Origin of the sequence: Marinitoga hydrogenitolerans DSM 16785, assembly GCF_900129175.1 — a bacterium.
In the GTDB taxonomy this organism is placed as follows: Bacteria; Thermotogota; Thermotogae; order Petrotogales; family Petrotogaceae; genus Marinitoga; species Marinitoga hydrogenitolerans.
Window position 1 is genome coordinate 1 of sequence record NZ_FQUI01000034.1, and the last position, 25,300, is coordinate 25,300.

Annotated in this window: 20 protein-coding genes, 1 pseudogene and 1 riboswitch; of the genes and pseudogenes, 4 read left to right on the forward strand and 17 right to left on the reverse strand. The window is 25.9% G+C overall.

Translation table 11 applies throughout. The features are described from left to right. Positions 1 to 665: AAA family ATPase (locus BUA62_RS08720; protein WP_327037256.1), on the reverse strand; the 665-nt coding region annotated here is incomplete at its 3' end. Further along, on the reverse strand, positions 554 to 787 hold the full coding sequence (locus tag BUA62_RS11765) for an AAA family ATPase (protein ID WP_234970312.1): 234 nt from the start codon (positions 785 to 787) through the stop codon (positions 554 to 556). The genes BUA62_RS11765 and BUA62_RS08720, both read right to left, overlap by 112 nt. A gap of 286 nt (positions 788 to 1,073) precedes the next feature. Between BUA62_RS11765 and BUA62_RS11540 the strand changes: the two genes are divergently transcribed. Genes BUA62_RS11540 through BUA62_RS08730 form a run of 3 tightly spaced genes read left to right on the forward strand, consistent with a single transcriptional unit; the run spans position 1,074 to position 7,663 of the window. After that, entirely contained in the window at positions 1,074 to 1,211 is a 138-nt protein-coding gene (locus BUA62_RS11540; RefSeq protein ID WP_159429515.1) for a hypothetical protein, read from the forward strand. 22 nt (positions 1,212 to 1,233) lie between these two features. Beyond that, on the forward strand, positions 1,234 to 4,527 hold the full coding sequence (locus BUA62_RS08725) for a PD-(D/E)XK nuclease family protein (protein WP_072865499.1): 3,294 nt from the start codon (positions 1,234 to 1,236) through the stop codon (positions 4,525 to 4,527). Next, positions 4,520 to 7,663, forward strand: a complete 3,144-nt coding sequence (locus BUA62_RS08730) for a UvrD-helicase domain-containing protein (protein WP_072865501.1) — start codon at positions 4,520 to 4,522, stop codon at positions 7,661 to 7,663. Before BUA62_RS08725 ends, BUA62_RS08730 begins: the two co-directional genes overlap by 8 nt. Positions 7,664 to 7,682: 19 nt before the next feature. Here the strand turns inward: BUA62_RS08730 and BUA62_RS08735 are convergent, their stop codons facing one another. Genes BUA62_RS08735 through BUA62_RS08790 form a run of 12 tightly spaced genes read right to left on the reverse strand, consistent with a single transcriptional unit; the run spans position 7,683 to position 20,315 of the window. Then, positions 7,683 to 8,243 (reverse strand): nitroreductase family protein, encoded by a 561-nt coding sequence (locus BUA62_RS08735; RefSeq protein WP_072865503.1) that lies wholly within the window; start codon positions 8,241 to 8,243, stop codon positions 7,683 to 7,685. Continuing rightward, positions 8,240 to 10,447, reverse strand: coding sequence for an AAA family ATPase (locus BUA62_RS08740; protein ID WP_072865505.1), 2,208 nt, complete (start codon positions 10,445 to 10,447; stop codon positions 8,240 to 8,242). The genes BUA62_RS08735 and BUA62_RS08740 overlap by 4 nt, the downstream gene beginning before the upstream one ends. A gap of 42 nt (positions 10,448 to 10,489) precedes the next feature. After that, positions 10,490 to 11,731 carry a phosphoribosylamine--glycine ligase gene (gene purD, locus BUA62_RS08745; protein WP_072865507.1) on the reverse strand — a complete coding sequence of 414 codons (1,242 nt, stop codon included), beginning with the start codon at positions 11,729 to 11,731 and terminating at the stop codon, positions 10,490 to 10,492. Positions 11,732 to 11,743: 12 nt separating this feature from the next. Next, positions 11,744 to 13,237, reverse strand: coding sequence for a bifunctional phosphoribosylaminoimidazolecarboxamide formyltransferase/IMP cyclohydrolase (purH, locus tag BUA62_RS08750; protein WP_072865509.1), 1,494 nt, complete (start codon positions 13,235 to 13,237; stop codon positions 11,744 to 11,746). A gap of 9 nt (positions 13,238 to 13,246) precedes the next feature. Beyond that, a complete protein-coding gene (purN, locus tag BUA62_RS08755) occupies positions 13,247 to 13,819 on the reverse strand; it encodes a phosphoribosylglycinamide formyltransferase (RefSeq protein WP_072865510.1) in 573 nt (190 codons plus the stop codon). Between the two features lie 12 nt (positions 13,820 to 13,831). After that, entirely contained in the window at positions 13,832 to 14,785 is a 954-nt protein-coding gene (gene purM / locus BUA62_RS08760; RefSeq protein ID WP_072865512.1) for a phosphoribosylformylglycinamidine cyclo-ligase, read from the reverse strand. Between the two features lie 4 nt (positions 14,786 to 14,789). Further along, positions 14,790 to 16,145 (reverse strand): amidophosphoribosyltransferase, encoded by a 1,356-nt coding sequence (gene purF, locus BUA62_RS08765; protein WP_084670766.1) that lies wholly within the window; start codon positions 16,143 to 16,145, stop codon positions 14,790 to 14,792. A 2-nt stretch (positions 16,146 to 16,147) separates the two neighbouring features. Then, positions 16,148 to 18,292: a phosphoribosylformylglycinamidine synthase subunit PurL gene (gene purL / locus BUA62_RS08770; protein ID WP_072865514.1), complete on the reverse strand. Its 2,145-nt coding sequence runs from the start codon at positions 18,290 to 18,292 to the stop codon at positions 16,148 to 16,150. Next, positions 18,285 to 18,944 (reverse strand): phosphoribosylformylglycinamidine synthase subunit PurQ, encoded by a 660-nt coding sequence (purQ, locus tag BUA62_RS08775; RefSeq protein WP_072865527.1) that lies wholly within the window; start codon positions 18,942 to 18,944, stop codon positions 18,285 to 18,287. The genes purL and purQ overlap by 8 nt, the downstream gene beginning before the upstream one ends. Further along, positions 18,944 to 19,204, reverse strand: coding sequence for a phosphoribosylformylglycinamidine synthase subunit PurS (gene purS, locus BUA62_RS08780; protein ID WP_072865515.1), 261 nt, complete (start codon positions 19,202 to 19,204; stop codon positions 18,944 to 18,946). The genes purQ and purS overlap by 1 nt, the downstream gene beginning before the upstream one ends. Continuing rightward, positions 19,201 to 19,908 (reverse strand): phosphoribosylaminoimidazolesuccinocarboxamide synthase, encoded by a 708-nt coding sequence (gene purC / locus BUA62_RS08785; RefSeq protein ID WP_072865516.1) that lies wholly within the window; start codon positions 19,906 to 19,908, stop codon positions 19,201 to 19,203. The genes purS and purC overlap by 4 nt, the downstream gene beginning before the upstream one ends. Next, the gene (locus BUA62_RS08790) at positions 19,905 to 20,315 is read right to left on the reverse strand and encodes a 5-(carboxyamino)imidazole ribonucleotide mutase (protein WP_072865518.1); all 411 of its coding nucleotides are present in this window, start codon (positions 20,313 to 20,315) and stop codon (positions 19,905 to 19,907) included. The genes purC and BUA62_RS08790 overlap by 4 nt, the downstream gene beginning before the upstream one ends. Before the next feature lie 74 nt (positions 20,316 to 20,389). Continuing rightward, a riboswitch (purine riboswitch) is annotated at positions 20,390 to 20,491 on the reverse strand. A 137-nt stretch (positions 20,492 to 20,628) separates the two neighbouring features. On the opposite strand from BUA62_RS08790, the gene BUA62_RS08795 reads away from it, so the two are divergent. After that, complete coding sequence (locus BUA62_RS08795; protein WP_072865520.1) at positions 20,629 to 22,377, forward strand: M3 family oligoendopeptidase; 1,749 nt, start codon at positions 20,629 to 20,631, stop codon at positions 22,375 to 22,377. A 306-nt stretch (positions 22,378 to 22,683) separates the two neighbouring features. Here the strand turns inward: BUA62_RS08795 and BUA62_RS08800 are convergent, their stop codons facing one another. The 3 genes and pseudogenes from BUA62_RS08800 to BUA62_RS08810 form a co-directional block, all read right to left on the reverse strand. After that, positions 22,684 to 23,106: a hypothetical protein gene (locus BUA62_RS08800; RefSeq protein WP_072865522.1), complete on the reverse strand. Its 423-nt coding sequence runs from the start codon at positions 23,104 to 23,106 to the stop codon at positions 22,684 to 22,686. After that, on the reverse strand, positions 23,093 to 24,346 hold the full coding sequence (locus BUA62_RS08805) for an AAA family ATPase (protein WP_072865523.1): 1,254 nt from the start codon (positions 24,344 to 24,346) through the stop codon (positions 23,093 to 23,095). The genes BUA62_RS08800 and BUA62_RS08805 overlap by 14 nt, the downstream gene beginning before the upstream one ends. Before the next feature lie 315 nt (positions 24,347 to 24,661). Beyond that, positions 24,662 to 25,300 (reverse strand): annotated as a pseudogene (locus BUA62_RS08810) (AAA-like domain-containing protein); the annotation flags it as partial.

Below are 25,300 nucleotides of genomic sequence, written 5' to 3' on the forward strand. Positions count from 1 at the left end.
AATAGTTCTTCTGAATATATGTCATAATATTCCAATAATTCTTTTACTTCTTCTTCTTTGAATCCTAGCATTTCGTTGAATTCTGGAGATAATGTTATATTCATTGTTATATTAAATCCACTAGTTAATGAGTCTAACATTATTGGACTTACGCCTGTCATGAATAGTCTTTCTATTATTGTTTCTGTTCCTTTTTTTATTTCTTCATAAAATTTCCTTACAAATCCATGTTTTGTTACGCTGTCTTTGAATAAATCAAGGTTAAAACTCAATAATTCATTTGCAAAATGATCGTATTCGTCTATTAATAAGTATATTGGTTTGTTTATTTCATTCTTTATTCTATCAAGAAATGAACCAAGAATATCTGCTGGTTCTGTTAGTTCTTTTTCTATTTTGGTTTTTATATTATATTCATACTTGAAATTGTCAAGAGAACGTATAACTTTATTTTTAAAACTCTTTATTAATTTTTCTTTATTTTCTGTTTGTATTCCAGAAAAATCCATATACAGGATATAATAACTATTTTTTAATGGTGTTGGATTTTTTCCTATGTATAAGTCTTTAAATAATTTTTCAAATTTTTCTGCATAATTAATATCATAATATTTGAGAGTGTGTCTAAAAACAATGTTTTTCCAAATTTCCTTGGTCTTAAATATACTATATTTTTTTCATTTAATGATTCTAATTTTTCTATATATTGTGTTCTATCTATGTAATAATAGTTTTGCATTATTAATCTTTCAAAATTTTGTTCTCCATATGGTATTTTTTTCTTCATATTTTCACCTCACCATTACCCACCTATAGTGTATGAACCACATGCTTATAGCTAATATACTTACAGTTAATATATATATTAAAATATATTCAAATATTTGCAAAGTAAATCCCTTTTATACCTTTATAATTGAATTATATCATATTTCAATACTGAAATATAGATTATTGCAAAAAGAACTATAAAAAGGTAAAAAGAGATTATAAAAAATTACACTGTCATTAGTTATAGCGGTATTTTTTTTATGATATAATACGTATATATGCCTTTTAATAAGGGAAAGAAAATGAGAAAAAGAAAACTATTTAAATTTATTAAGGTTATTATCATTATTATCGCTATTATATTGTATTTCCTTGTGGTTATTTTATTTGGAATTCTAATGGATTATAAACCAAATGATGTAATTAAAATAATATTATAAATAAGATTTTGGGGGCATTATAATGAAAAAAGCTAAAATTATAGATTTAAATAAAAATCATTTTGATGAAATTGCAGATTTTATTCTTCCTCTATATGAAAAAGATCCTATGGAATTTTTGTATATTGGACCGTCGGGAGACTATGTAAAACAAATTGCAGAAGCGGTAACAAGGAAAACAAATAAAACATTAAACAGAGATGCTTTTAGAGTTATAAATCAATATATTGTTGAATTATTTAAAAAACATGAACCGTCTTCACTTTTCATTGATAGAGACTTTTTAAAAGCATATATTGCAAATGAATTAGAAGATTTAATAGAAAAAGAGAAAAATAATATTCAATTCGAAAAATACTTAAAAACGCTTTCAAAATCAAAGTTTTCAATTGAATATCTCCTTGAAATATTTGAGAAAAAATGGGAAATATCAAGAATTTCTGATAAAGGTATTTTGGAAAGTAATGAATTATATATGGAAATGGATAAAGATATAGAAAGTGATGATAATCTATTTAAATTATATAAGCATTTAGAAGAAAAATTAGAAGATATATTAAATACAAAATTCGATAATTCAAAATCCATTAATAAAAATTATGATCAAATAAGTATATACAAATGGTTTTATGAGGAATTCGAAGGTAAAAAACTCGGTAAAACTTTAATAATAGGTGGTTTTTTTGATCTACCCCCAATACTTATTAATGTATTAAATAAACTATTTTCTTTATTCGACAATGTATATTTTTTAGCTTGGTCATTAAATGATGATGACTCATTTGATAGTCTAAAAAAAATATATAACTTTTTACGAAATAATGATTTTGACATAGAAGAAAAAAAAATACCCTTAAAAAAATTATTTAAAGATACTGTATTTTTTAAAGCTGAATTTAAAAATAATATTCTGGAAATAGAAAATATTGCTAAAGAAATAAAAAGAAAAATATTATATGAAAATTATGTGCCAAAAGACTTTGGAATAGTTGTTCCAGATTTTCAAACTGCAAATTCTTTAGCTGATTTTTTTGAAGAAATAAAAGTCCCATATAGATTAAAAAATGATATTTCATTATCTGAAAGTCTTGTTGTAAACAAACTATTATTGCCATTAAAAGTAAAATATTCCGGATATGAGGTCGATGATTTACTCGCTTTAATAGAAACTGGTTATGCTGGAGAAAGAACCTTATCTATTGATGAAATAGAAGAACTTTTAAAGAGCTTAAACTTATATTATGACTATCCAAAATCATCTTTAAAATCAAGAAAGGAAAAATGGATAAAAAGAATTGAAGAAAAATTAAACGAAGTTAAAAAAGAATTATTATCATCTGATGAAAAAGAAAGACTTGAAAAATCAAAAAAAGAGTTAGATGAATTAAAGAATATATTTTTTAATTTATTCGATCTTCTAGGGAAATTGGATAAAAAAGAACTTGAATTATCATATTATAGAAATCTATTAAATAATTGGATTAATGAAAAAGTTATTGATATTAGTAATATTGAAAAAGTTGAAAGCGAATTAAACGCATTATATAAATTTCAAGAGGTTTTATTAAAAACCGAAAAAAATTTGGAAAAATTAATATCTGGAAATATATCGCTTTCAAAGTACTATAATATTCTTTCGAGTTTAATTGAAACAGAAAAATATAGAATATCAGAAAAGTATTCTAATACAGTTGAAATTTTCACATTAAATGATTCTCGATTTATCCATAAAAAATTTAAAATTTTCATTTCATTTAGTGATAATAATTATCCTTCCATAGGAATAAACCCGTTACTTTCATATATTACAAAAAATGATTACTATTCTAAAATTTCAGAATTACAATTTAGAGAGAATATGTATATTTCAATGTTGTTTGCAGATAATGTAATAATCACTTATCCCAAAGCAACTATATCTGGAGAAGAAATTTCCATTTCCCCATACGAAAATGATTTAAAAAAATTATTTGAAATAAAAGAATATACATTTTTTTCAAAAAGCGAAGAGATAATTCCAATTAATACTAATGAAATTTATTCTCTAGAACAAGCCGTATTGTATTACACTTATAATAATTTAAATTCAAATATGGAAGAAATAAATAATATTATAAATCAAATTAACGAATTGAAAATTTCAAAAAAAATTTTTTCATGGAATTTAGGTGAATCTATTAAATTAAAAAATATTAGCCACAATAAAATCTCAACATATGTTGATTGTCCCTTTAAATATTATTTAAAATATATAGCAGAAATAAAAACAAATAAAGATTTTTCTATATTCTATGTGGGGAATTTAAAACACAAAATAATGAAAAAATTATTTGATAAATATTCAACATATAACTCAATAAAAAGTTTAGTGGATAATAAAGATGAATTATACAATGAGATAAAAAGAATAGCAAATGAAGAGTGGGATAAATCTGGAGTTGAAGAATTGCGAACATATAAAATTATTAAAGAAATAGAAATAGAGGTTATTTCAAATGAACTTTCTAACGTTGTTGATACATTAATTTCTCTTTATATATTCTTTGGTTCACCAAGATCAAAAAATAAAGAAGCTCTTTCATTAAAATATCAAAAAATTATTGAAAGTGAATATTCTATTAAAGGAGAATATAATAAATATAATTTAATTTCAAGAATTGATAGAATAGATGAAATGAATGAAAACCTAAATTTTGAATTAAAAGAAAAGAAAAAGAAAAATATTTTTGAATTAAAACCATCAAAAAAAGAAGAAAGAAAATCTTACTCTATTATTGATTACAAAAACAAAACAAGCTTTCAAACAGAACAATTATTGTTTTATTATTTGACACTTTTAAATAACAAAGATATATGGAAAGAAAAGGTTGCAAACAATCCTGTCTTTTTAAGTTTTTTACCAATGAGCAAGGAAAACGATAAATATAAATCTTTAAAATGGATAAAAATAGAAAATAATTTTGTATATATAAAATATCCAGGTAATTCTAACGCATATGAAAAAATAGATTTCAAAGAGTTTGAAAAATGGCTTGATAACATTATTAATTCTATAAAAAATACTAATTTCATTCCTGCTTTTTCAAACAAAAAAGAATTATTAAAATATAGGTTTTTAGATGAATTGTCAATAAAAGGATATTCTGTTCAAAACTCTAACGAAAAATATTACTCGTGCAAAATAGGAAATGAAGGTAAATGCGAATTTTATAGGTTCTGTAGCTTATTTCAATGGTTGGAGAATATAACTCTTAAAGAAAGAAAACACCTAACAAAAGATGATATAAAACTGTTAAGAGGTGAGCTCATTGACTAAAAATTTAAATATTAATGAATTAAAAAAAAATTTAGATAAAGATTATTTTATTTCCGCATCGGCAGGCACTGGAAAAACATATACAATTACAAAATATTATTTATCTATACTCGAAAAATTTGAAAAAGAAAATTATCCAGATATCGTTCAAAATATTCTAGCTGTTACTTTTACAAATAAAGCTGCTGGTGAAATGAAAGAAAGAATTTTAGAAGAAGTTGATAAAAAATTAGAAGAAAATAAAAATTATAAATATTGGAGACAAATAAAAACTAATTTAAATAGAGCATGGATTACAACAATAGATAGTTTTTGTTCTAAAATACTCAGAGAAAACAACATAGCAATTGGAGTGGATCCAAATTTCACAATAATAAATGAATTAAAAATGGAAATTGAGATAGAAAAATCCGTATATAATACTTTAAAAATATTATTCCAATTATATGAAGACAACAACAGAAATATTGAAGAATTAATATCTTTCTTACCAATTGAAAGAAGAGAAACTGTAAAAATATATATAAATGAATTACTCTCTGATTTGGTAAAATTTAATAGCTCATTGAAATATATAATCCAGGAACTTAATTTAGATATATTTAAAAAAGTTCTTTCTGAAACATTACAAAACTGGCGAACAGAAATGAAAAAAAGTGAACTTCCGGAGATAGAATTAATAAATAAAGACTTTAATGATGTGTTGTGGTTATTCAAAATTTCTTTATTAATTGCTCAAGAAATATATAATGTATACACAGAAGATCAATTCCAATTTGATTTCAAGGGTGTACTAGATAAAACTTTGGAAACGCTGAAAAATGAGAAAATACTAAATAAATATCAAAACAAATTTAAGTATATAATAGTTGACGAATATCAAGATACTAATTTTTTACAAAAAGAGTTATTTGATAAAATACATCAGAAAGGACATAATTATATCTTTTATGTTGGTGACAGAAAACAATCTATATACCGATTTAGAGGAGCAGATGTTTCTGTATTTGCTGTGACAGAAAATGAATTTAATGAAGATTCTAAATTTCAATTAAACATAAACCGACGTTCAAATGCTGAAATCGTTGAATTCGCCAATGAATTTTCTAAAAATGTTTTATTTAATGAAACCTTATTAAATTCGTATGAAAATATAAAAAATATATATCCGGATATTTTTAATAATCTATTATATAACGAAACTAAAGATAAATCTTATTTTGAAGCGAATGACGAAAATGATGTTATTCCTTCCATTGCAAAGGAGGATAAACATAGAATAAAATACATTATTTCAAACGATGAATATCATTCTATTGCAAAGACAATAAAAGCATTAGTAGGAAAAAAATTAAAATTCAGAAAAAGGAAAAATGGCTCCATTGTATTTGAAGAAAGAGAGATACAATATAGAGATATTGCTGTGTTACTAAGAGAATTAAAAAATTCTGAAGAAGAAATAAGAAAAGTTTTTAAAGAATATAAAATTCCTTTTTATATTTTAGGAAGTAAATCTTTTTACGATAAAAATGAAGTTCAAACAGTATTTTATGCCTTAAATGCTGTTGAGAATCCACATAATGATTTTAATTTTTCTGGTTATATGATGTCTTTAATGGTTGGAATGCCATTTAAAAAATTAAATAAACTAGTAAATTTAAAGAAAAAGAATAATTTCAAATCATTATATGAAACTGCTGAAAAGACAGATATACTTTCAAATAGCGAACGATCTGGCTTTGAAATATTAAAAAAATATGTAGAATTAAAATACTATCTAAATCCTACAGTTATTTTAAAAGGCTTAATATCTGAAACTAATTATTTATCTCGATTAACTGTATTACATGATCCGCATTATGCAATAGCAAATGTAAAAAAATTGTTAAACGAAGCAGAAAAATACAACACATTGGCTGTATCATTTTCAGAATTAATAAGACTTTTAAGGAAAACATCAGAACTATCTGAAGAAGAAGCTGCTATTGAAGACGAAAAACAAAACGTTGTAAAAGTATTAACTATTCACAAATCAAAAGGTCTGGAATTCCCTATTGTAATACTGGGTGGGTTAGGAAAAAAAATTGATTTAAATACAGAAGAAAAAACTGGAGATAAAATAAATGTATCAAATGAAAAAATAGAATTTTCTCTACCTGAAAATAATGTTAGGTATTTTGTACTAAAAAAACTATTCTTAAAAAAGGTTAAAAATATGGATATATCATCTATAAATACAGAAGATAAAATAAAAATACAGTTTGGAGAAAAGTTTTTAAACATATTTGACATTAACAAATTCCTTGAAGATACTGAATCATTAAGGCTTTTATATGTTGCTATTACTCGACCAAAAGAAATGTTAATACCAATTATCCCGTTAAAAAATGATAAAAATAATGAAAAATCGTCTGCAGCATTATTTATGAAATCAACATATGAAAAAAGAGATTTAATTCCAGAAAACGAATTGGTCTTTGAAACTCAGGAAATAGAAGAAAAAAATGAAAAAAAATTAGAAGATATTAATGAAAGAAATTTATCGGATCTAACATTATTTGCTTACAAAAAATATATAGCACCAACATATATAATAAATGAAATGAAGAGAGAGGAAAATTCTGAAGATTTAACAGAAGAACATTATATAGATATTAAAGACTTTTTTGAAAATGAAGATTATTTATTAAAAGGAACAGAAATGCATGCTATTATGGAAAGTATTACAAATTTCAGTCAAATACAAAGCTTAATTAAAAACGGAAATTTACCAAAAGCATTTGACAATGAATTAATAAAGAGATTATTTACTGCAAAAAAAGTTAAAACAGAATGGCGATTAGTAAAAAGAATGGTTTTTAATGGCATTGAATATATGATATTTGGTGTCCCAGATAGAGTGATTTTTGATGAAAATAATAATATTGAAATTATTGATTACAAATATTCTGATTTATCAAATAAAGAAAAAATAGAAGATTATAAATTTCAATTAAACTTTTATATGTATCTATTAAAAGATTTTGGAAATCCGAAAAAAGGATATGTAATAAGTCTAAAAAATGGAAAAATAATTGAAGTTGATCCTGATGAAAATTTTGAGGAATATTTGAAAGAAATAATTACCACAATTTAAAATAGCCTGGATCCCCAGGCTATTTTAATATAATCAATAGTTCTTCAATGCTTTTTCTTTCGTATTTTGGTTTAGGATCTATTGAATAACCAATAGGGAGTATAACTTCCAACCTATAATCCTTTGGAACTTTCATATATTCTGAAATTTCATTATAATTTGAAGGTGTATATGTAACAGTAGATAAGCCTTTTTCTTCTAACGCTAATAAGAAATATCCCAAAGATAACCAAACGGATTCTTTTGAAAATGGTGATTTTTTATTTGAATATACAAAAAGCAAATATGGAGCTTCTGTTAAGAAAGGTTTTTTCCAGGAAAAACCTTTCTTATCCAACCATTCCTTCAATTTTCCTTTTGAATTCTCATAAAAGGCTTTTTCTCCTTTTTCACATATCTCTCTAATCTTATTTTTCTTATTTTCGCTTGAAACTAAAACAAATAACCAAGGTTGATCGTTTTTCCCAGAAGGTGCTTCTTTTGCTACATTTATTGCATATTTTATATCTTCTATATCGGGAATTTTATTACTAAATTTTCTAACAGTTTTACGTTTTTTAGATAATTCATATAAATTCATATTTTCACCTCAATATCATATTTTATATTATAATTACTCTCATACACAGCTTTTTTAGCTAATTCATCTGCAATATCATTAAACTTATTTCCAGAATGAGACTTTATTTTGTTAAACTTTATCAAAAATAATGATGAATAATAGTCGTATTGTTGTTTATAATATCTTGTTAATTCTGTATTAGTCTTCCATAATCCCAATGCCCATTTTTCAATTCCTTCATAATCATAGTTTATTTCAATACATTTTAAATTTTCTTGTTTAGCATATTCAAAGGCTAGTATTGCAGCAAAAATTTCTCCAGCTACATTTCTATGTTTTAAAAATTTCTCTTCCGAAAAACCTTTCCAGTATTTTTCTAAAACATTTCCCTTCATAACAACAAATCCTGATCCGATTTTTTTTAAAGAATGATCATAACTACCATCGATATATATATTTATACAATCATTTTTTTTAATTGTTTTATCAATTATAGATTTGTTATTCATAGTTTCTTTACTATTAAAAATATCCAAAAATTCCTGAGCAAGTTCTTTCTTTGTTGTTTCAATTACTTTTAGTCTCGTTGGCTCATAATTTTTATTGTAATATAATTGAACTTTTAAATAATCCTTTCCTCTTTTTATATAATATACTTCCTGATATTGAAAATGGTCTATACCAATTATTTCAAATTTCTTTTCTGATATTTTATCTCTAATAGCAAGATATAAATCTTTTAATATTGAATTTGAAAATCTTAAATTATATGATATATTTATTTCTCTTTTTATAGTAAAATCGAATTGCAACTTTAATTTATTATATGAAAATACTTTAAAGGGTACTTCTTTTATATATACCCTCTCCTTTGCCCTGGTAATCGCTGTATATAACCATTGAAAATACTCTTTTGTCTTAAAAGCATTATAATAGTCCGGATCTATAAAAACTTTATTCCACTCTCCACCTTGGGCTTTATGAGCAGTTATTGCATAACCATATTTCACATGAAGTGCATTAAAATATGGATTATTATCTATCTGTTGAAGAATGAATTCTGTAGATAATCCTTTTTTTTGATATATTTCATTTATACACATGCTATATAATGCTTTTTTTAAATTTATATCAATATCTGTAGATCTTGAGAATAATGAATTTGCGAAAATTTTAACGGTTATTTCTTCATTAAAATATGTGTCTTTTAATACTAAATCATAAAATTCTAATATTACATGTTCCCCTTTCCCTACAAAACTATCTTTTTTCTCATGATTTAATATATCAATTACCTTAAAAAATTCCCCATTGAATATAGGTTTATTGTCAAAATATACATTTTTTGTATTTAATAATATATCTCCTATTTCAATATTATATTTATAATTCATTTTTCTTCGAACTTTCTGATTATACTCCAGAGATTTTTCATTTGTTGAACAAATAATAATATCTTTTCCAGGATTAGAATAATCATAATTCTCAATAAAATTTTTATCTTTTATAAAATCCAGATTATATTTAAACTTTAATTCAAAAAAATTTTTGTTATCTATATGTCTTTTTATTATATTTGCATTTTTTAATATATAACTGTCTTCTTTTTGTCTAACAATATCATTAAGCGTTATCTTATCTCCCATTAAATTAAAAAATTTTTCAAGGTATTCTCTATTTAATGCTGGAGAATCTTTTGCTCTCACAGGAGGTAGTTGATATTCATCACCTAAAAAAATAATTTTATTATTATTTCCTGATTTTATATACATTATTAGATCTGAAAGTAATTTACCACTACCAAAAATAAGATTTTCGTCTGATGAAAAGGTATCTGAAATCATCGAACTTTCATCAATTATAAAAATCGTGTTATTTCGATAATTTTCTTTCAACTTAAAAAAAATTTTTATTTCATCTTTTTCAAGATTAATTTTTTTTTCAAAAAAACTATATATTTCGCTATGAATAGTCTTAGTTCTAAAATGAGACTTTTCATAAAGAATTTTTGAGGCTCTCCCTGTAGGTGCTAATATTACAAAGTCAATATTTTTTTTATATAAATATTTTGCATATTTAGAAACAAGAAAGGTTTTTCCAGTTCCAGCACTTCCTTGAATTATTAAAAAATCTAACGAATTGAATAGAAATCTATCCAATTCGTTAGATAAATATTTCTGATCTTTTGTAAGATTGATATTATATAAAAAATCCAAAAACATAATTACACCTTTAAGAAAGAATTTTTATTCAATACTATTATATCACATTATACCAATATCCTTCCTATAATATTTATCTTTAAATTCAATTCTCTTTATTTTATTATAGACTCTTTTTCTTGCTTCTTTAATATTTCTTCCAAAATCCACAATTGAAAGTACTCTACCTCCATTTGTTAAAAGTTTTCCATCTTTTAATATAGTTCCTGCATGAAAAACATAAGAATCTATGTTTGTTTTTATTTCATTCCCTTTTTCATATTTTATCGGGTATCCTTTTGCAGCCAAAACTACACAACAAGAAATATTATCTTTCCATTTAATATTTATTTTATCTAATTTTTTTTCTATAATATGATTAAAAATTTCAAGCAAATCAGTTTCAAGAAGTGGTAACATAGCTTGCGTTTCAGGATCTCCAAATCTTACATTATATTCCAATAAATAAGGCTCATTTTCTTGAATCATTAATCCTATAAACAATATCCCATTATAATTAAGCTTTTCTTCTTTTATTCCACTAATTGTTGGTTCTATAATTTTTTCTTTTATTTTATCCATTAATTCCATACTCAACTTAGGGTGCGGTGATATTGCTCCCATCCCTCCTGTATTTAAACCTTTCTCGCCTTCTAAAATTTTTTTATGATCTTTTGCCGTCTGAAATATTTTATAATTTTCTCCATCTAATAATATAAAAATTGACATTTCATATCCTTCAAGGTATTCTTCTATTAATACATTTTTACCAGCTCCTAAAAAAACATCATTATTCATAAAATCATTTAAAGTTTTTTTAGCTTCAGAAAAGTTTTTGGATATAATTACACCTTTCCCTCCCGCTAATCCATCTGCTTTAATAACTATTGGAAACCTAACCGTTTTTATATAATCTACGGCTATATTATAATCTTTAAAATCTTTATATTTTGCAGTTTGAACACCATACTTTTTTGCAAAATTCTTTGCATATATTTTACTACCTTCAAGCATTGACACTTTTTTATTTGGACCAATTATATTTAAACCTTCTTTTTTAAATTCATCAACAATACCTTCAACTAAATACTTTTCTGGCCCAACTATAGTTAATTCAATATTATTTTTTCTAACAAAATTAATAATTTCATCTATATTTTTCATATCTATATTTTCGCATTTATTTTCCAGTGCAGTTCCACCATTTCCAGGAATACAATATATTTTTTTTACCCTTTTACTTTGTGATAATTTCCATGCAATAGCATGTTCCCTTCCACCATTTCCTATTACTGCTACTTTCATTCTTCCACCCCATTAATGCTTAAAATGTCTCATATTAGTAAATACCATAGATATACCAAGTTCTTTTGCTACTTTTATGGAATCTTCGTCTCTTATAGAACCTCCAGGTTGAATAATAGCTTTTATTTTATACTCACCTGCCTTTTTAACGACATCATTAAATGGAAAAAAAGCATCTGAAGCAAGAACAACTCCATCTTTTGCTCTATCCAAAGCATCTATAGCAGCCCATATTCTATTTGGCTGTCCAGAACCTATACCTTTTGCCATTTTCTCTTTAGAAACAACAATTGCATTTGATTTGGCATGTTTCACAACCTTAAATGCAAAAATCATATCTTCCATTAAATATTCTGCTATTGGTTCCTCTGTTACTATTTTTAATGATTTGAATAACTTTGTATCTCTTTCTTGAACCAAAACACCTCCATCTACTGACACATACTCAAATTTTTGATGAGGTTTTTCTTTTACCTTTAATATTCGTAGGTTTTTTTTCTTCTTTAATATATTTACAGCTTCTTCTTCAAACTCTGGAGCTATAATCACCTCTAAAAATATTTTTTTCATTTCTTTTGCAGTTTCAGCTGTTACTTTATGGTTAAACGCCACAATACCACCAAAAATAGAAATAGGATCGCATTCATATACTCTCTTAAATGCTTCTAAATTATCCCTACCTGATGCTACACCGCAAGGAGTTTGATGTTTTATTGCACAACAAACCTTTTCTTCAAATTCATTTACAATTTTCCAGGCAACATCTATATCTTTAAAATTATTATACGATAATTCTTTACCATTTAATTGTTCAAAATTTGAAAAGAAACCTTCTTCAGTAGTATTTTCATAATACACAGCTTTTTGATGAGGGTTTTCACCATATCTTAATTCAGATTTCTTTTTAAGAGGTAATGTTATATATTTCGGAAACTCTATTTTTAATAAATTATTAAAATATGACGAGATTATAGAATCATAATGTGCTGTAAGATTAAAAGCCTTGGCAGCTAAATATCTTCTTATTTCATAGTTTAAATCTTCTATATTTTTTATTATTAAATCCATATCTTCGGGATCAGTTAATATAATTGTATTTTCAAAGCTTTTTGCAGCTGCTCTTATTAAAGTTGGACCTCCTATATCTATGTACTCTATTAATTCTTTTATATCTAAGTTTTCCTTTAGTTTTTCTTCAAAAGGATATAAATTCACATATACAAAATCTATTTTTTTGATATTTAATTGCTTTAATGTTTTTCTATCTTCTTCTATATCTCTTGCCAATATTCCACCATGTATTTTAGGATGTAAAGTTTTTACTCTACCATTTAGTATTTCTGGAAACTCTGTTACGTCTTCGACTTTCACTACCTCAAACCCTTGACTTTCTAAATATTTTGCAGTATTACCTGTTGAAATTATTTCATATCTATTTTCAATTAATACAGAAACTAATTTTTCTATATTATTTTTATAATATGTAGAAATAAGTGCTCTTTTCATCTTTACCTCCTATATCGACATTGTTAATTTTCTTAATACTTTATCTATTACTTTAGGATATAATCTATGTTCTAACTTATGTATTTTCTCTTCAAGTGTTTCAAGAGTATCCTCAGTCTCAATTTTCACCACTTCTTGAGCAATTATTTTCCCTCCATCTAATTCATTATTCACATAATGAATGGTAATTCCTGTATACTTCACTCCAAAATCAAATGCCTGTTTTATTGCATTTAAACCTTTAAAAGCTGGCAATAATGATGGATGTATATTAATTATTCTCCCAGAAAAATATTCAACAATATATTCTGGTAATATTTTCATATATCCCGCTAAAGCAATTAAATCTGGTTCTTCTTTTTTCAAATATTCAAAAAGTTTTTTATTATAATTTTCTCTATTTTTAAAATACTTATAATTAACTATCTCATAATCAATATATAATTTTATTGCTCTCTGCAATACATATGCTTTTTTATTATCACTTATTAATTTTATTTCATATCTATTTCTTAATTTTTTTACTATCGCCTCAAAATTAGTCCCATTACCTGATGATAAAACTACTAATTTTTTCTTCATTTTATCGCCTTCCTAAAAAGAAATTTTTACTTTCTTTTCTCCTCTTACTATTTTTCCTAACTCTATTATTTCTTCTTCTGGCAACAATTCTTTTATCTTAGATAAATTTCTTTTATCTAAAATATAAATCATTCCAATCCCCATATTAAACACTTTAAATGATTCTTTTAATGAAATTCCAGCATTTAAAATTTCTTTAAATACATTATTAAACTCCCAATTAACCACTATTTTCGCACTTAAACCGTCTGGTATTACTCTTAAAAGATTTTCTTCTATCCCACCACCGGTAATATGTGCTGCTGCATGTATATATTTTTTTACTTTCAATGTTTGATTAATCATTAGTTTGGTAGGAGATATTAATTCTTCAAAAAAGCTGATTTTTCCTTCTTTTAGAAGTTTTCTAACAAGCGAATAACCATTAGAATGAATTCCATTAGATCTTAATCCAATTAATATATCTCCTTCCTTGACTTTATTTTTACCCAGAATTTCTTTTTTCTCCACTATTCCTACTCCGAATCCTGCTACATCAACTCTATTGTTAACCAACAGTCCTGGTAATTCTGCTGTTTCTCCTCCAATTAATTTACAATCAACTTCATTTAGAACCTTTATCAATTGATCTAAAAATTTTGTTCCATCCTTACTATCTAATTTGCCAGTTGCATAATAATCCAAAAAGAATAAAGGTTTTGCTCCAATGCAAACTAAATCATTTAAAACCATTCCAACTAAATCTCTAGCAACTATATCCCATCTCTTTCTTTCCTCTAAAAGAACCATTTTTGTTCCAACTCCATCTGTAGATGCAACAAGAAGAGGATTTTCATAATTTTTAGCTACATCTTGCAATGGAAAAATACCAGCATACATATCTGCATTATCTTTTAATTTATCTTTTATACCAGAAATCATTTTATTAGCTTCATCTATATTAACTCCACTTGTTTTATAATCCATATTTTCACCTCACAAAACAATGAAAACAATAATTTTTAAAATCTTCTTTTAATAATTCATTTATACTGCTTAACGAAACATATCCAACTGAATCAGCATTAAATTCATTCTTCAATTCTTCTATATCCATATATGCAGCAATTAATTCATTTTTATCTGGTATATCCACACCCCAATGACATGTATTAAGCACCTTTGGACTAGCAACTCTTACATGGACTTCTTTTGCTCCAGCTGCTTTTATCATATTAACTATCTTTTTCATTGTTGTTCCTCTTACAATAGAATCATCCACAAGTACAATTCTTTTATCTTTTATTACCTGTGAAATAGGGGGTAATTTCCTTTTTACTCCAATTTCTCTATCCTCTTGATTTGGACTAATAAACGTTCTTCCAATATATCTATTTCTCATTAACCCCATTTCAATAGGAATTTTGCTTTCTTTCGAATAATCCAATGCCGCAGAAAAACCACTATCAAGTACTGGAACAACAATATCTGCATCAACTGGATTTTCCTTAGCACACAACTTTCCTAATTCTTCTCTTATAAGATGAACATTTCTACCAAAAACATTTGAATCCGGTCTAGCAAAATATATATGTTCAAAAAAACAATATCTTTTTTCAGAACTTTTAATTTTTATTTTTTTAATTCCTTCCTCAGAAAATTCCACAGCTTCACCAGGCATTATTTCATAAATTTTATTTACATCTGAATTTAAAAAGTAGAAACCACTATCTTCTGATGATATAAAAAAACCTTCCTTTGAAACATAGTAGTATAGTGGTCTATAACCATATTTATCCCTTATTGCTATTATTCTATCTTTAAACAAAAGAAGCAAAGAATAAGAAGGTGAAACTTCTTTAAATATTATGTTTGCAACATCTTCAAGTGTCCATTTGTTTATGTTTTTTCTTAAATTTTTTATTAAAATATGCAGAATTAATTCAGTATCACTTTCTGTTAAAAAAATTGTGCCCTGTTCTTCCAGTTTTAATCTCAATTCTTCTGCATTTTCTATTTGACCATTGTGTGCAATTGCAAAATGGTCATTTTTAAATCTAACATGAAAAGGCTGAGAGTTTTGAATTTCTGATTTCCCTTTTGTTGAATATCTAACATGACCTATAGCAAAAGAACTATCTAATTTTTTCATGATTCCGTTATTAAATATTTCTGCAACCATTCCCATCTTTTTATATACTTTTATTTCATTATGTGAGACATATGCAACTCCAGCAGACTCTTGTCCTCGATGCTGTAAAGCTATTAATCCTTCAACAACATAAGGTATAGCATTCTCATTATTTTTCATATAAACACCATAAACACCGCATTCTTCCATTAACATAGCTATTCCTCCATATAATTTTGAATGGAATTAAAATAAATATCCTTTAATTCATCAAAATGAAATTTATCAAATCCGAAATTAAATCCATAATCATATGGCATTACTTCACCTATATTTCTAAATTCTATACTTTTACCCTTTAAAAATCCTTCTAATAGATTTGTTTTCTCTGATGGTACCGTTAAAATAAATCTTGACTGATTTTCGCCAAATAGTTCTTCCAATGTGTTTCCTAAATTCCCTCTAAAACCTTTTTCACCATTTAAGGCTGATTCTAAAATTGCTATTAATATACCTCCTTTAGATACATCATGAGCTGAATTTATTATTTTATTTTCTATTAAATACCACAAGGCTTCATATAGTCTTAATTCTAAATTAGTATCAACCTTATCAATTTCTCCACCAATAAAATTATTTAATATTCTCTGATAAACACTTCCTCCAATTTTTTCTTTATCTATTTCTACTTTACCAATTAAATACACTTTATCTGTAACATTCTTAAAAGTCATATCCATAATTTTATTTATTTCTACTTCCCCTACCATTCCAATTACTGGTGTTGGCAATATTGCTTTTTTTTCTGATTCATTATAAAAACTAACATTCCCTCCTGTAACTGGTATGTTTAAAATTTTACATGCATTGGATATCCCATCAATACTTTTTTCAAACTGCCACATTACCATATCATCCTCAGGATTACCAAAATTCATATTATCTGTAATCCCAAGTGGCTTTGCTCCTATAGCTACCAAATTTCTTGCAGCCTCAAAAACAATATTTCTGCTCCCCTCATAGGGATCAATATAAGAGTATAATCCATTACCATCAATAGTAACGGCTATTCCTTTGTTTGTATTTTTTATCCATATCACAGAAGCATCTGCTTTACCTGGAATAATTAAAGTATTCGTTCCCACCTTATAATCATATTGTTCAAATACCCAAGACTTATTCACAACATTTATATCTCTTAGAACTTTATAAAAAGCTGATTTTAAATCAAAATTCGACTCAAATTTTTTATTCTTTATTTTTTTTATATACGAAGGTGTATTTGTAGGTCTATACATTGAAGGTGCATCTACAAGTGAAGATATTGGCATTTCTGAAAGAACATTTCCATCTTTTATTATTCTAATATTTTTCCCTTTTATTGTTTTACCTATAACAGCATAATCCAAAAAATATTTTTCTGCGATTTTTTTAATCTCTTTTTCTTTACCAGATTCTACAAGAAACAACATCCTTTCCTGAGATTCTGATAATAATATCTCCCAGACTTCCATATTTTCTTCTCTTAACGGAACATTATCCATATATAATTCACATCCAAGATTTCCTTTAAAAGACATCTCAGAAGAAGAACTTAAAATCCCTGCTGCTCCCATATCCTGACAAGCTAAAACACCTTTTAATTTCAATATTTCTAATGTTGCTTCAATAAGATTTTTTTCAGAAAATGGATCTCCTACCTGAACTGATGGTCTATCGTCCTTACCTGACAATTTTTTAGAGGCAAAAGAAGCACCATGAATACCATCTCTTCCTGTTTTAGAACCTACATATACATACAATTTTTCTGATTCTTTTGCTCTAGAAGATGCTAATTCATCTTTTTTAACAAGCCCTACACACATTACATTTACAAGCGGATTAGTATTATAAAATTCATCAAAGAAAGTTTCTCCTGCTATAGTCGGAACACCTATAGAATTCCCATAACCACTAATTCCAGAAACCACACCTTCAAAAATATTTTTTGATTTAGTATCTATACCAAATCTTAATGAATCAAGAAGCGCAACAGGTCTTGCTCCCATAGCGAGAACATCTCTAACAATACCTCCAATACCTGTTGCTGCACCTTGGTACGGTTCTACTGCACTTGGATGATTATGACTTTCAACTTTAAAAACCACTGCATAATCATCTATTAATACATATCCTGCATTTTCATTTTCTATATTTTTTGGCAATTTTTTCAAAAGTTCTTTAGAGTGCTTATACCCACAATGTTCCGACCATTGAGCAGAATACATATACATCTCTAATTCATTAGGTTCTCTGTTTAAATCTTTTTTTATTTTTTCATATTCAAAATCTTTCAATCCTAACTCTAGATATAAATTATTCATTTTCTAATGACCTCCTGATCGACATTAAAATCTCTAATCCATCACCATTTCCAAATGTTTTTACTGAATTTCTTTCTGGATGAGGCATCATTCCTAAAATATTATATTTTTCATTATAAATTCCCGCTATATTGCCTATAGAACCATTTGGATTGTTAATATATTCAAATGCTATTAAATTATTTCCCTTTAAATATTCATAATTTTCAATATAATAATTACCCTCGGCATGAGCAATTGGTATCGTTAATTTTTCTTTTTTTATATATCTTGAAAAAGGCGTTTTTCTATTAATTACTTTTATATCGATATCTTTGCATATAAATTTTAAAGATTTATTTTTAGTTAAAGTTCCTTTCAGCAATCCAGATTCAGTTAATATTTGAAACCCATTACAAACTCCTAATACTAAACCTCTATTTTCCTCTACATATTTTTCAACTTCTCTCATTACAGGTGAAAATTTAGCTAATGCGCCTGCTCTTAAATAATCACCATATGAAAAACCACCGGGTATAAATATTAAATTATATTTCATGATATCTTTAAAATCATGCCAAATATATTCCGCATCAAAACCTGCCATTTTTAAAGCGAATTCTGCATCTCTATCACAATTAGTTCCCGGAAAAACTATAATTCCTGCTTTTATCATATTTCTATCTCCCTTAACATTTTTAATTCATAATTTTCTAAAACAGGGTTTATTAATGAATTATATGTAATTTCATTTGCTAAATCTTCTGCTTTTTTTATATCTTCTGCATCAATCTCAAATGTTATTAATTTTCCGAATTTTACATTATCTATTGGGTAATTCATTCTCTTTAAAACTTTTTGTGTTGCCAACCCCTGAGGATCTAATATTCCATTCTTTAACGTAATTAATACTTCAAAAATATATTTTTTCATATATTAATCCTCCTTAGAAATTCTGAGTATTTATCTATAAGATTCCCTTTATCTTCCCTATATACATCCTTATCAAGTGATTCCATTGTATCTTTGTCCCAAAATCTACATGTATCTGGTGAAATTTCATCTGCAAGATATACCTTATTATCATAAATCCCAAATTCCAACTTATAATCCACAAGAATAATATTTTTTTCTTCTAAAAAACTTGAAAGAATATTGTTTATTTTTAAAGAATAATATTCCAATCTATTCAAAATTTTTTCTTCTACCTGTTTTAAAGATAAAATTACATTTTTACAAATCATAGGATCCCCCAAATCATCATCTTTTAATGAATATTCAACTATTGGCTTTTGGATTTTTATTCCTTTTTCAATTCCATATCTTTTACAAAAACTACCAGCTGTGTAATTCCTGATTATAACCTCAAGAGGTATTATTTTAACCTTCTTAGCTACAAAAGAATTATCATCTACATCTGAAATAAAATGAGTTGGTATACCTTTTTCTTCAATCATTTTAAAGAAAAATGAAGTGATCAACTTATTTATCTTGCCTTTTCCAATAATAGAATCCTTTTTTATCCCATTAAATGCCGTAACATCATCTTTAAAATATATAATTACCTCATCTGAAGATTTTTCATATATCTTTTTAGCCTTGCCCTCATATAACAATTTTAATTCGTTTGTTTTCATTTCATCTCCTCCAAATCTAATATTCTTTTTGCAAAATATGCTGCATTTTTCATTCCATGATTTCCAATTCCCATTGTCCCAACAGGTACTCCTTTTGGCATCTGAACAATTGAAAGAAGCGCATCTATGCCATTGAGAGGTCCAACATCGCGAGGCACACCAATCACAGGTAAGGAAGTTAAAGAAGAAACAACACCGGGAAGTGCAGCGGCAAGGCCAGCAACAGTAATTATAACTTTAAACTCTGAAGATAATTTTTTCATATAATCTGTTAATTCCAAAAGATTCCTGTGAGCGCTGAATATCTTGAACTCATAATCCACATTCCAACTTTCAAACAAATCCAATGCTTGTTTTACAAAATTCCTATCAGATTCACTACCTGCAATAATAAGCACCTTTGGCATAATCTACCTCCTTTGTATTTTAAATTAAAAACAAAAAGCGCCTCTCAGGAAGAGAGGCGTGATTTAAATCCAAAAACCCACACCCCTCTTCCTGTAGTCAGACAGTTTACGGCCGCCTGGTAGAGACTCCCAAGCCATATTCTCGGGATTATACAGGAAGAGGATAAATAATATTATTAAATTTTCAAACAGTACACCGCGATTTTATCAAAAAAATTCAAAAAAGTCAATATGTATATTATTCCAATATTAATTTTTTACTTTTTATGATATAATTTCATGTTAAATATATCAATTCAAAGGGGGTTATCCAATGAAATGGGATCTATCTTTCTTTTATGATTCATCAGAAAACAAACAAATAAAAAAAGATTTAGAATCAGCAGTAATAAACGCAAAAAAAATTAAAGAAAAATACTACCCTATTCTTTCCTCTGAAAAACTAACTGCTAATGATTTAAAAAATTTTTTTAAAGATTTGGAAGAAGCTATGGAAAAACCTTATTTTGCTATTCAATATGCACATCTAATGTATGCTGAAAATACTCAAAATGTTCAAGCTCAAAAATTAGTATCTATTGGGCAAGATTATTTAACTAAAGCTGAAATTGAAATGGCATTCTGGAAACCAGTACTATTAAGTCATCCTATAGATAAATTAGAAGAATTTAAAGATTCAAAAGAATTAAAAGAATATAAACATGTAATAGAAAAACTAATCAAGGAAAAACCACATGTTTTAAGTGAAGACGCTGAAAAAGTACTTTCTGCGTTACAACCTGCTGGAAGAGATGCTTTCGATATGCTTTATGGAAAATTAACCTCTTCTTATACATTTGAAATTGAAATAGATGGAAAAGTAAAAAAAATGACCGGCCCACAAGTAAGAGCGTTAAGGCAAGATCCAAACAAAGACTTAAGAAGAAAAGCAATGAAATTGTTTTTTGAAAGATATAAAAACGACAAAATAGTTTTAGAAAGCACTTTTAACTCTGTTGCGAAGTATTATGATACTGAAACAAAATTAAGAAATTATCCCAAACCAATATCAATGAGAAATATGTCTAACGAAGTTAGCGATGAAATTGTTGATATAGTTATTGAAATAACAACTGAACAAACACCAATGGTTCATAGATATTATAAATGGAAAGAAAAACATTTAGGTTATGAATTAACTTTGGCAGATATTTACGCTCCATTGGACCCTGTAAAAAAAGAAATCCCTTTTGAAAAGGCCAAAAAAATTGTCTTAGATGCATATTATGAATTTGATAAAGAAATAGGAGATATTGTAAAATCATTTTTTGATGAAAATAGGATAGATTCTGAAATTTCACCAGGAAAAAGGGGCGGGGCATTCTGTTCATATAATATACCTAACTATAAGCCGTTCATATCAATGAACTATACAGGTAACATGAGAGATGTTATGACACTTGCTCATGAATTAGGTCACGGTGTCCATGGAACATTATCTTCAAAACAAACATTATTAAATTATCATACTCCTTTAACAATGGCAGAAGTTGCATCTGTCTTTGGAGAAATGCTCGTAATGGATAAATTATTAAAAGAATTAGATGAAAAAGATAGAAAAATATTTATCGCATCAAAAATAGAAGATATGTTTGCAACAATGTTTAGACAAAATATGTTTGCAAGGTTTGAAATACAATCACATGAAATGATAGATAATAATGGTATGGCAACATATGATGAATTATCAAATTTATATGAAAAAGAATTAAAAATAATGTTTGGAAATTCCGTAAAAATTACCGAAGAGTATAAATATGAATGGAGTTCTATACCTCACATGATAGGTGTTCCATTCTATGTTTATGCCTATAATTTTGCAAATTTATTAGTTATAGCATTATATGAAAAATATTTAGAAGAAGGAAAAGCATTTGTTCCTAAATATAAAGAATTACTATCAAGTGGCGGAAATGATGCTCCAGAAAAATTATTATCAAAGATTGATATTGATATTACAAATAGAAGTTTCTGGGAAAAAGGATTTAAATATATTGAAAGAGAATTAATCAGCAAATTATAAAGATTATAACTATGTTTCAATCGAGTAGTCGGTAGATGATTAATTCATCTACCGACTACTCACACCACCGTACGTACCGTTCGGTATACGGCGGTTCATTAGGGGTTGTAAAAACAACAACAAGAATGTTTAAAAAAGGGAAAGTTGTATATTATATAATAATAGTACACCAGTCTGAAGTATTTTTTAACAGTAATCACATCTACTGTTCACTTAACAAATACAGTTTTTTCATATTATAAAGTTTTATATTATATTTTTCTTTTGTTTTATGAAAATTAAATTTTCCAGATAATATAGTATGTTCTATAAATCTAGAGTATATTGATTTTGTTGAGTAATAAGTTCTCTAAATTCTCTTTTTGCATTCAGTTTTAATTTTTGGATTGTTGGAGAAAATTTAGGTTTATTAGAATGGATTATTATACCAATACTTTCATCCTTCTTAGTTTTAAAAAAACGTTTGGTATTCAGAATTTGCTCATATGCTTTTTTTATATCTCTCCCTTTTAATTCAAGATAATAATATAGATTTCTCTCATTTACAAAAAATAAATAATCACATTTTTTCTCCATTTCAATGGGTGAATTTGGAGAATCTACATGTACCTTCACAACTTCCTTCTCCAATTTATTATTAATAATTAACTTTTTCTTCTTTTCTTCAATTACTATTTTTTTAACTTTTTTTATTTCTACTTCATATCCGCTTAAATTAATCAATTTCATCAATCCATTCCATTAAAGAATCAAATTGTTTTGCTAAAACATCTGAAATTTCATCTATTATGTCAGCACTAATAATAAAATTATCCTTAATATTTTCAATTTTTCCATTTTCAAAAAGATATGCAGAAACATCTTTTAAAGAAATATGAAAATCGCTATTCACTATTTCATTTATTTTTCTTTTTTTATTTTCATCGCTAATATTAGAATACAAATGTTCTGCAATCATTAAATTGTTTAATGCAACTAAAATATATGGACTATGTGTTGTTATAAAAAATTGAATATCTTTTTTAATATTAAAGACTAAAGAAATAAGTTCAACAATTTTCTTTTGTGTTTCAGGAAACAAGTGTGTTTCAGGTTCTTCAATATAAAGGGTCTTACCAACCTTATCTTTTTTATAAACTATATTTTTTAATGCTAAAATTAAAGGTAATATTTCCTGTTGCCCAGATGACGCTTGAGATAATTTAACCAATTTCCCATTATTAAGTTTAATAAAATCTTCATTTTTTTCTTTTATAAAATTACCATTAAGAATTTGATTTATTTTAATATTAAAAATGCTGTTTTCATTTTTATTAACATCTTTAAAAAATTCTTTCTTTTTTAATTGTTCATATAGCCTCCCAAACCTTATAATAAAAGGATCATTTATATTATTAATATTTTCTAAAATTGAAAAAATATTTTTTGCTAAAATTGAGTAAAATGATCTCCCTGAAGGTATAAAAAGTTGTTCGTGTAAAAATAAGTCATTTCCTTCTTTTTTTAACTTATCTATAATATAAGAGAATGTTTTTACAATTGGCGCTGCATCAAGAATAAAACCTTCAGTATTTTTGAATTCTAAAGCTTCTAATTCTAAATATTTATTTCTTATTTCATTGTATAAGTTTTCATAATATTCTGAAAATATTATTTCGAATTTTTCTTTATTATTAACAATAATTTTTTTATTATCAAATTCATATTCTATCAAAAATTCTTCTTTAAAGTAACTTTCTAAATAAAAATAAGAAATAAATTTTTCTTCCTGCATTTCCACAAATTTTTTAAATTCTGCTTTTTGATCAACAGCATTTAACATTTCTATTGGAATACTTTTAAAAAAATAGATCAATTTAGAAAGTAAACTCTTTCCTGTACCTTGTTTCCCTATAAAAATATTAAGACGTTTCAATTCAATATGTATATCTTCTAAAACTATAAAATTTTTTATTTTTATTCTTTCCATAAAATCATCTCCTAAATTTAGATAATATTTCGTATAAAATTATACTATACTATACTATACTATACTATTGGATTTGACCAATCCATTTAGTTTTAGATTTAAGAAATTTATCTAAAGCAAAAAGATTTTTGGTTTCATTACCATCATCCTTATTATTTCTAGTTGTTGTTTTAATTTCTCAATCTTTGGTATCCTCCTTTACAAAAAAGAAGGATGCCATTATTTCTTTATCTATTTTGTACATTTTTATTTTCCCATTTACAGTTTGATTCAATTAATTTACTAAACAAACTCAGACATTTCTTCTCGGCTTTGTTATTTTATCTTAGACGGACATTCAAAATTGGTTTTTATAAACCAAATATGTAATTTTATTCCATTTTCTTCTTCTGTTATATATTCAAAATCTTTTATTGTATCTGAATAAATAACCAGCCATCCCTCTTTTAGTCCTTTTCTTTTTATATATTCTTTTATTTGTTTTTTTGATTTTTCATAATCATTTCCTGTTATATTTGCTTTTACTTCTATTAAGTATTCTTGGTTATGTATATTTATTAATAAGTCTATTCTTCCTCCACCTACTTGTGTTTCTGGATATACCTTGCCATCTACCGCCTCTACATACAAGCTAAGGAATTGATCAAGATTGTATTGATATACACCTTCATAATAATTCCTCCCTTTAAACATTACTGCTCCTCGTTCTTTTATATATCTTATATATCTTTTCATTAATTTATTCAAATCAAGTGTTCCGTCTTCTTTTAGATATGGTTTTATTGTATCTTTTATTGTTGCCATATAAGTTTTTTCACCATTAATTTCTGGTTTGAATCTTGCATACAATGCTTTGTAATACAAAGGAACTTTCACACAGCATATACCTTCACAATTGTCTATTACTCCATTTAAATATAAGAATTTTATGTTTTCATCATATATATTAAATTC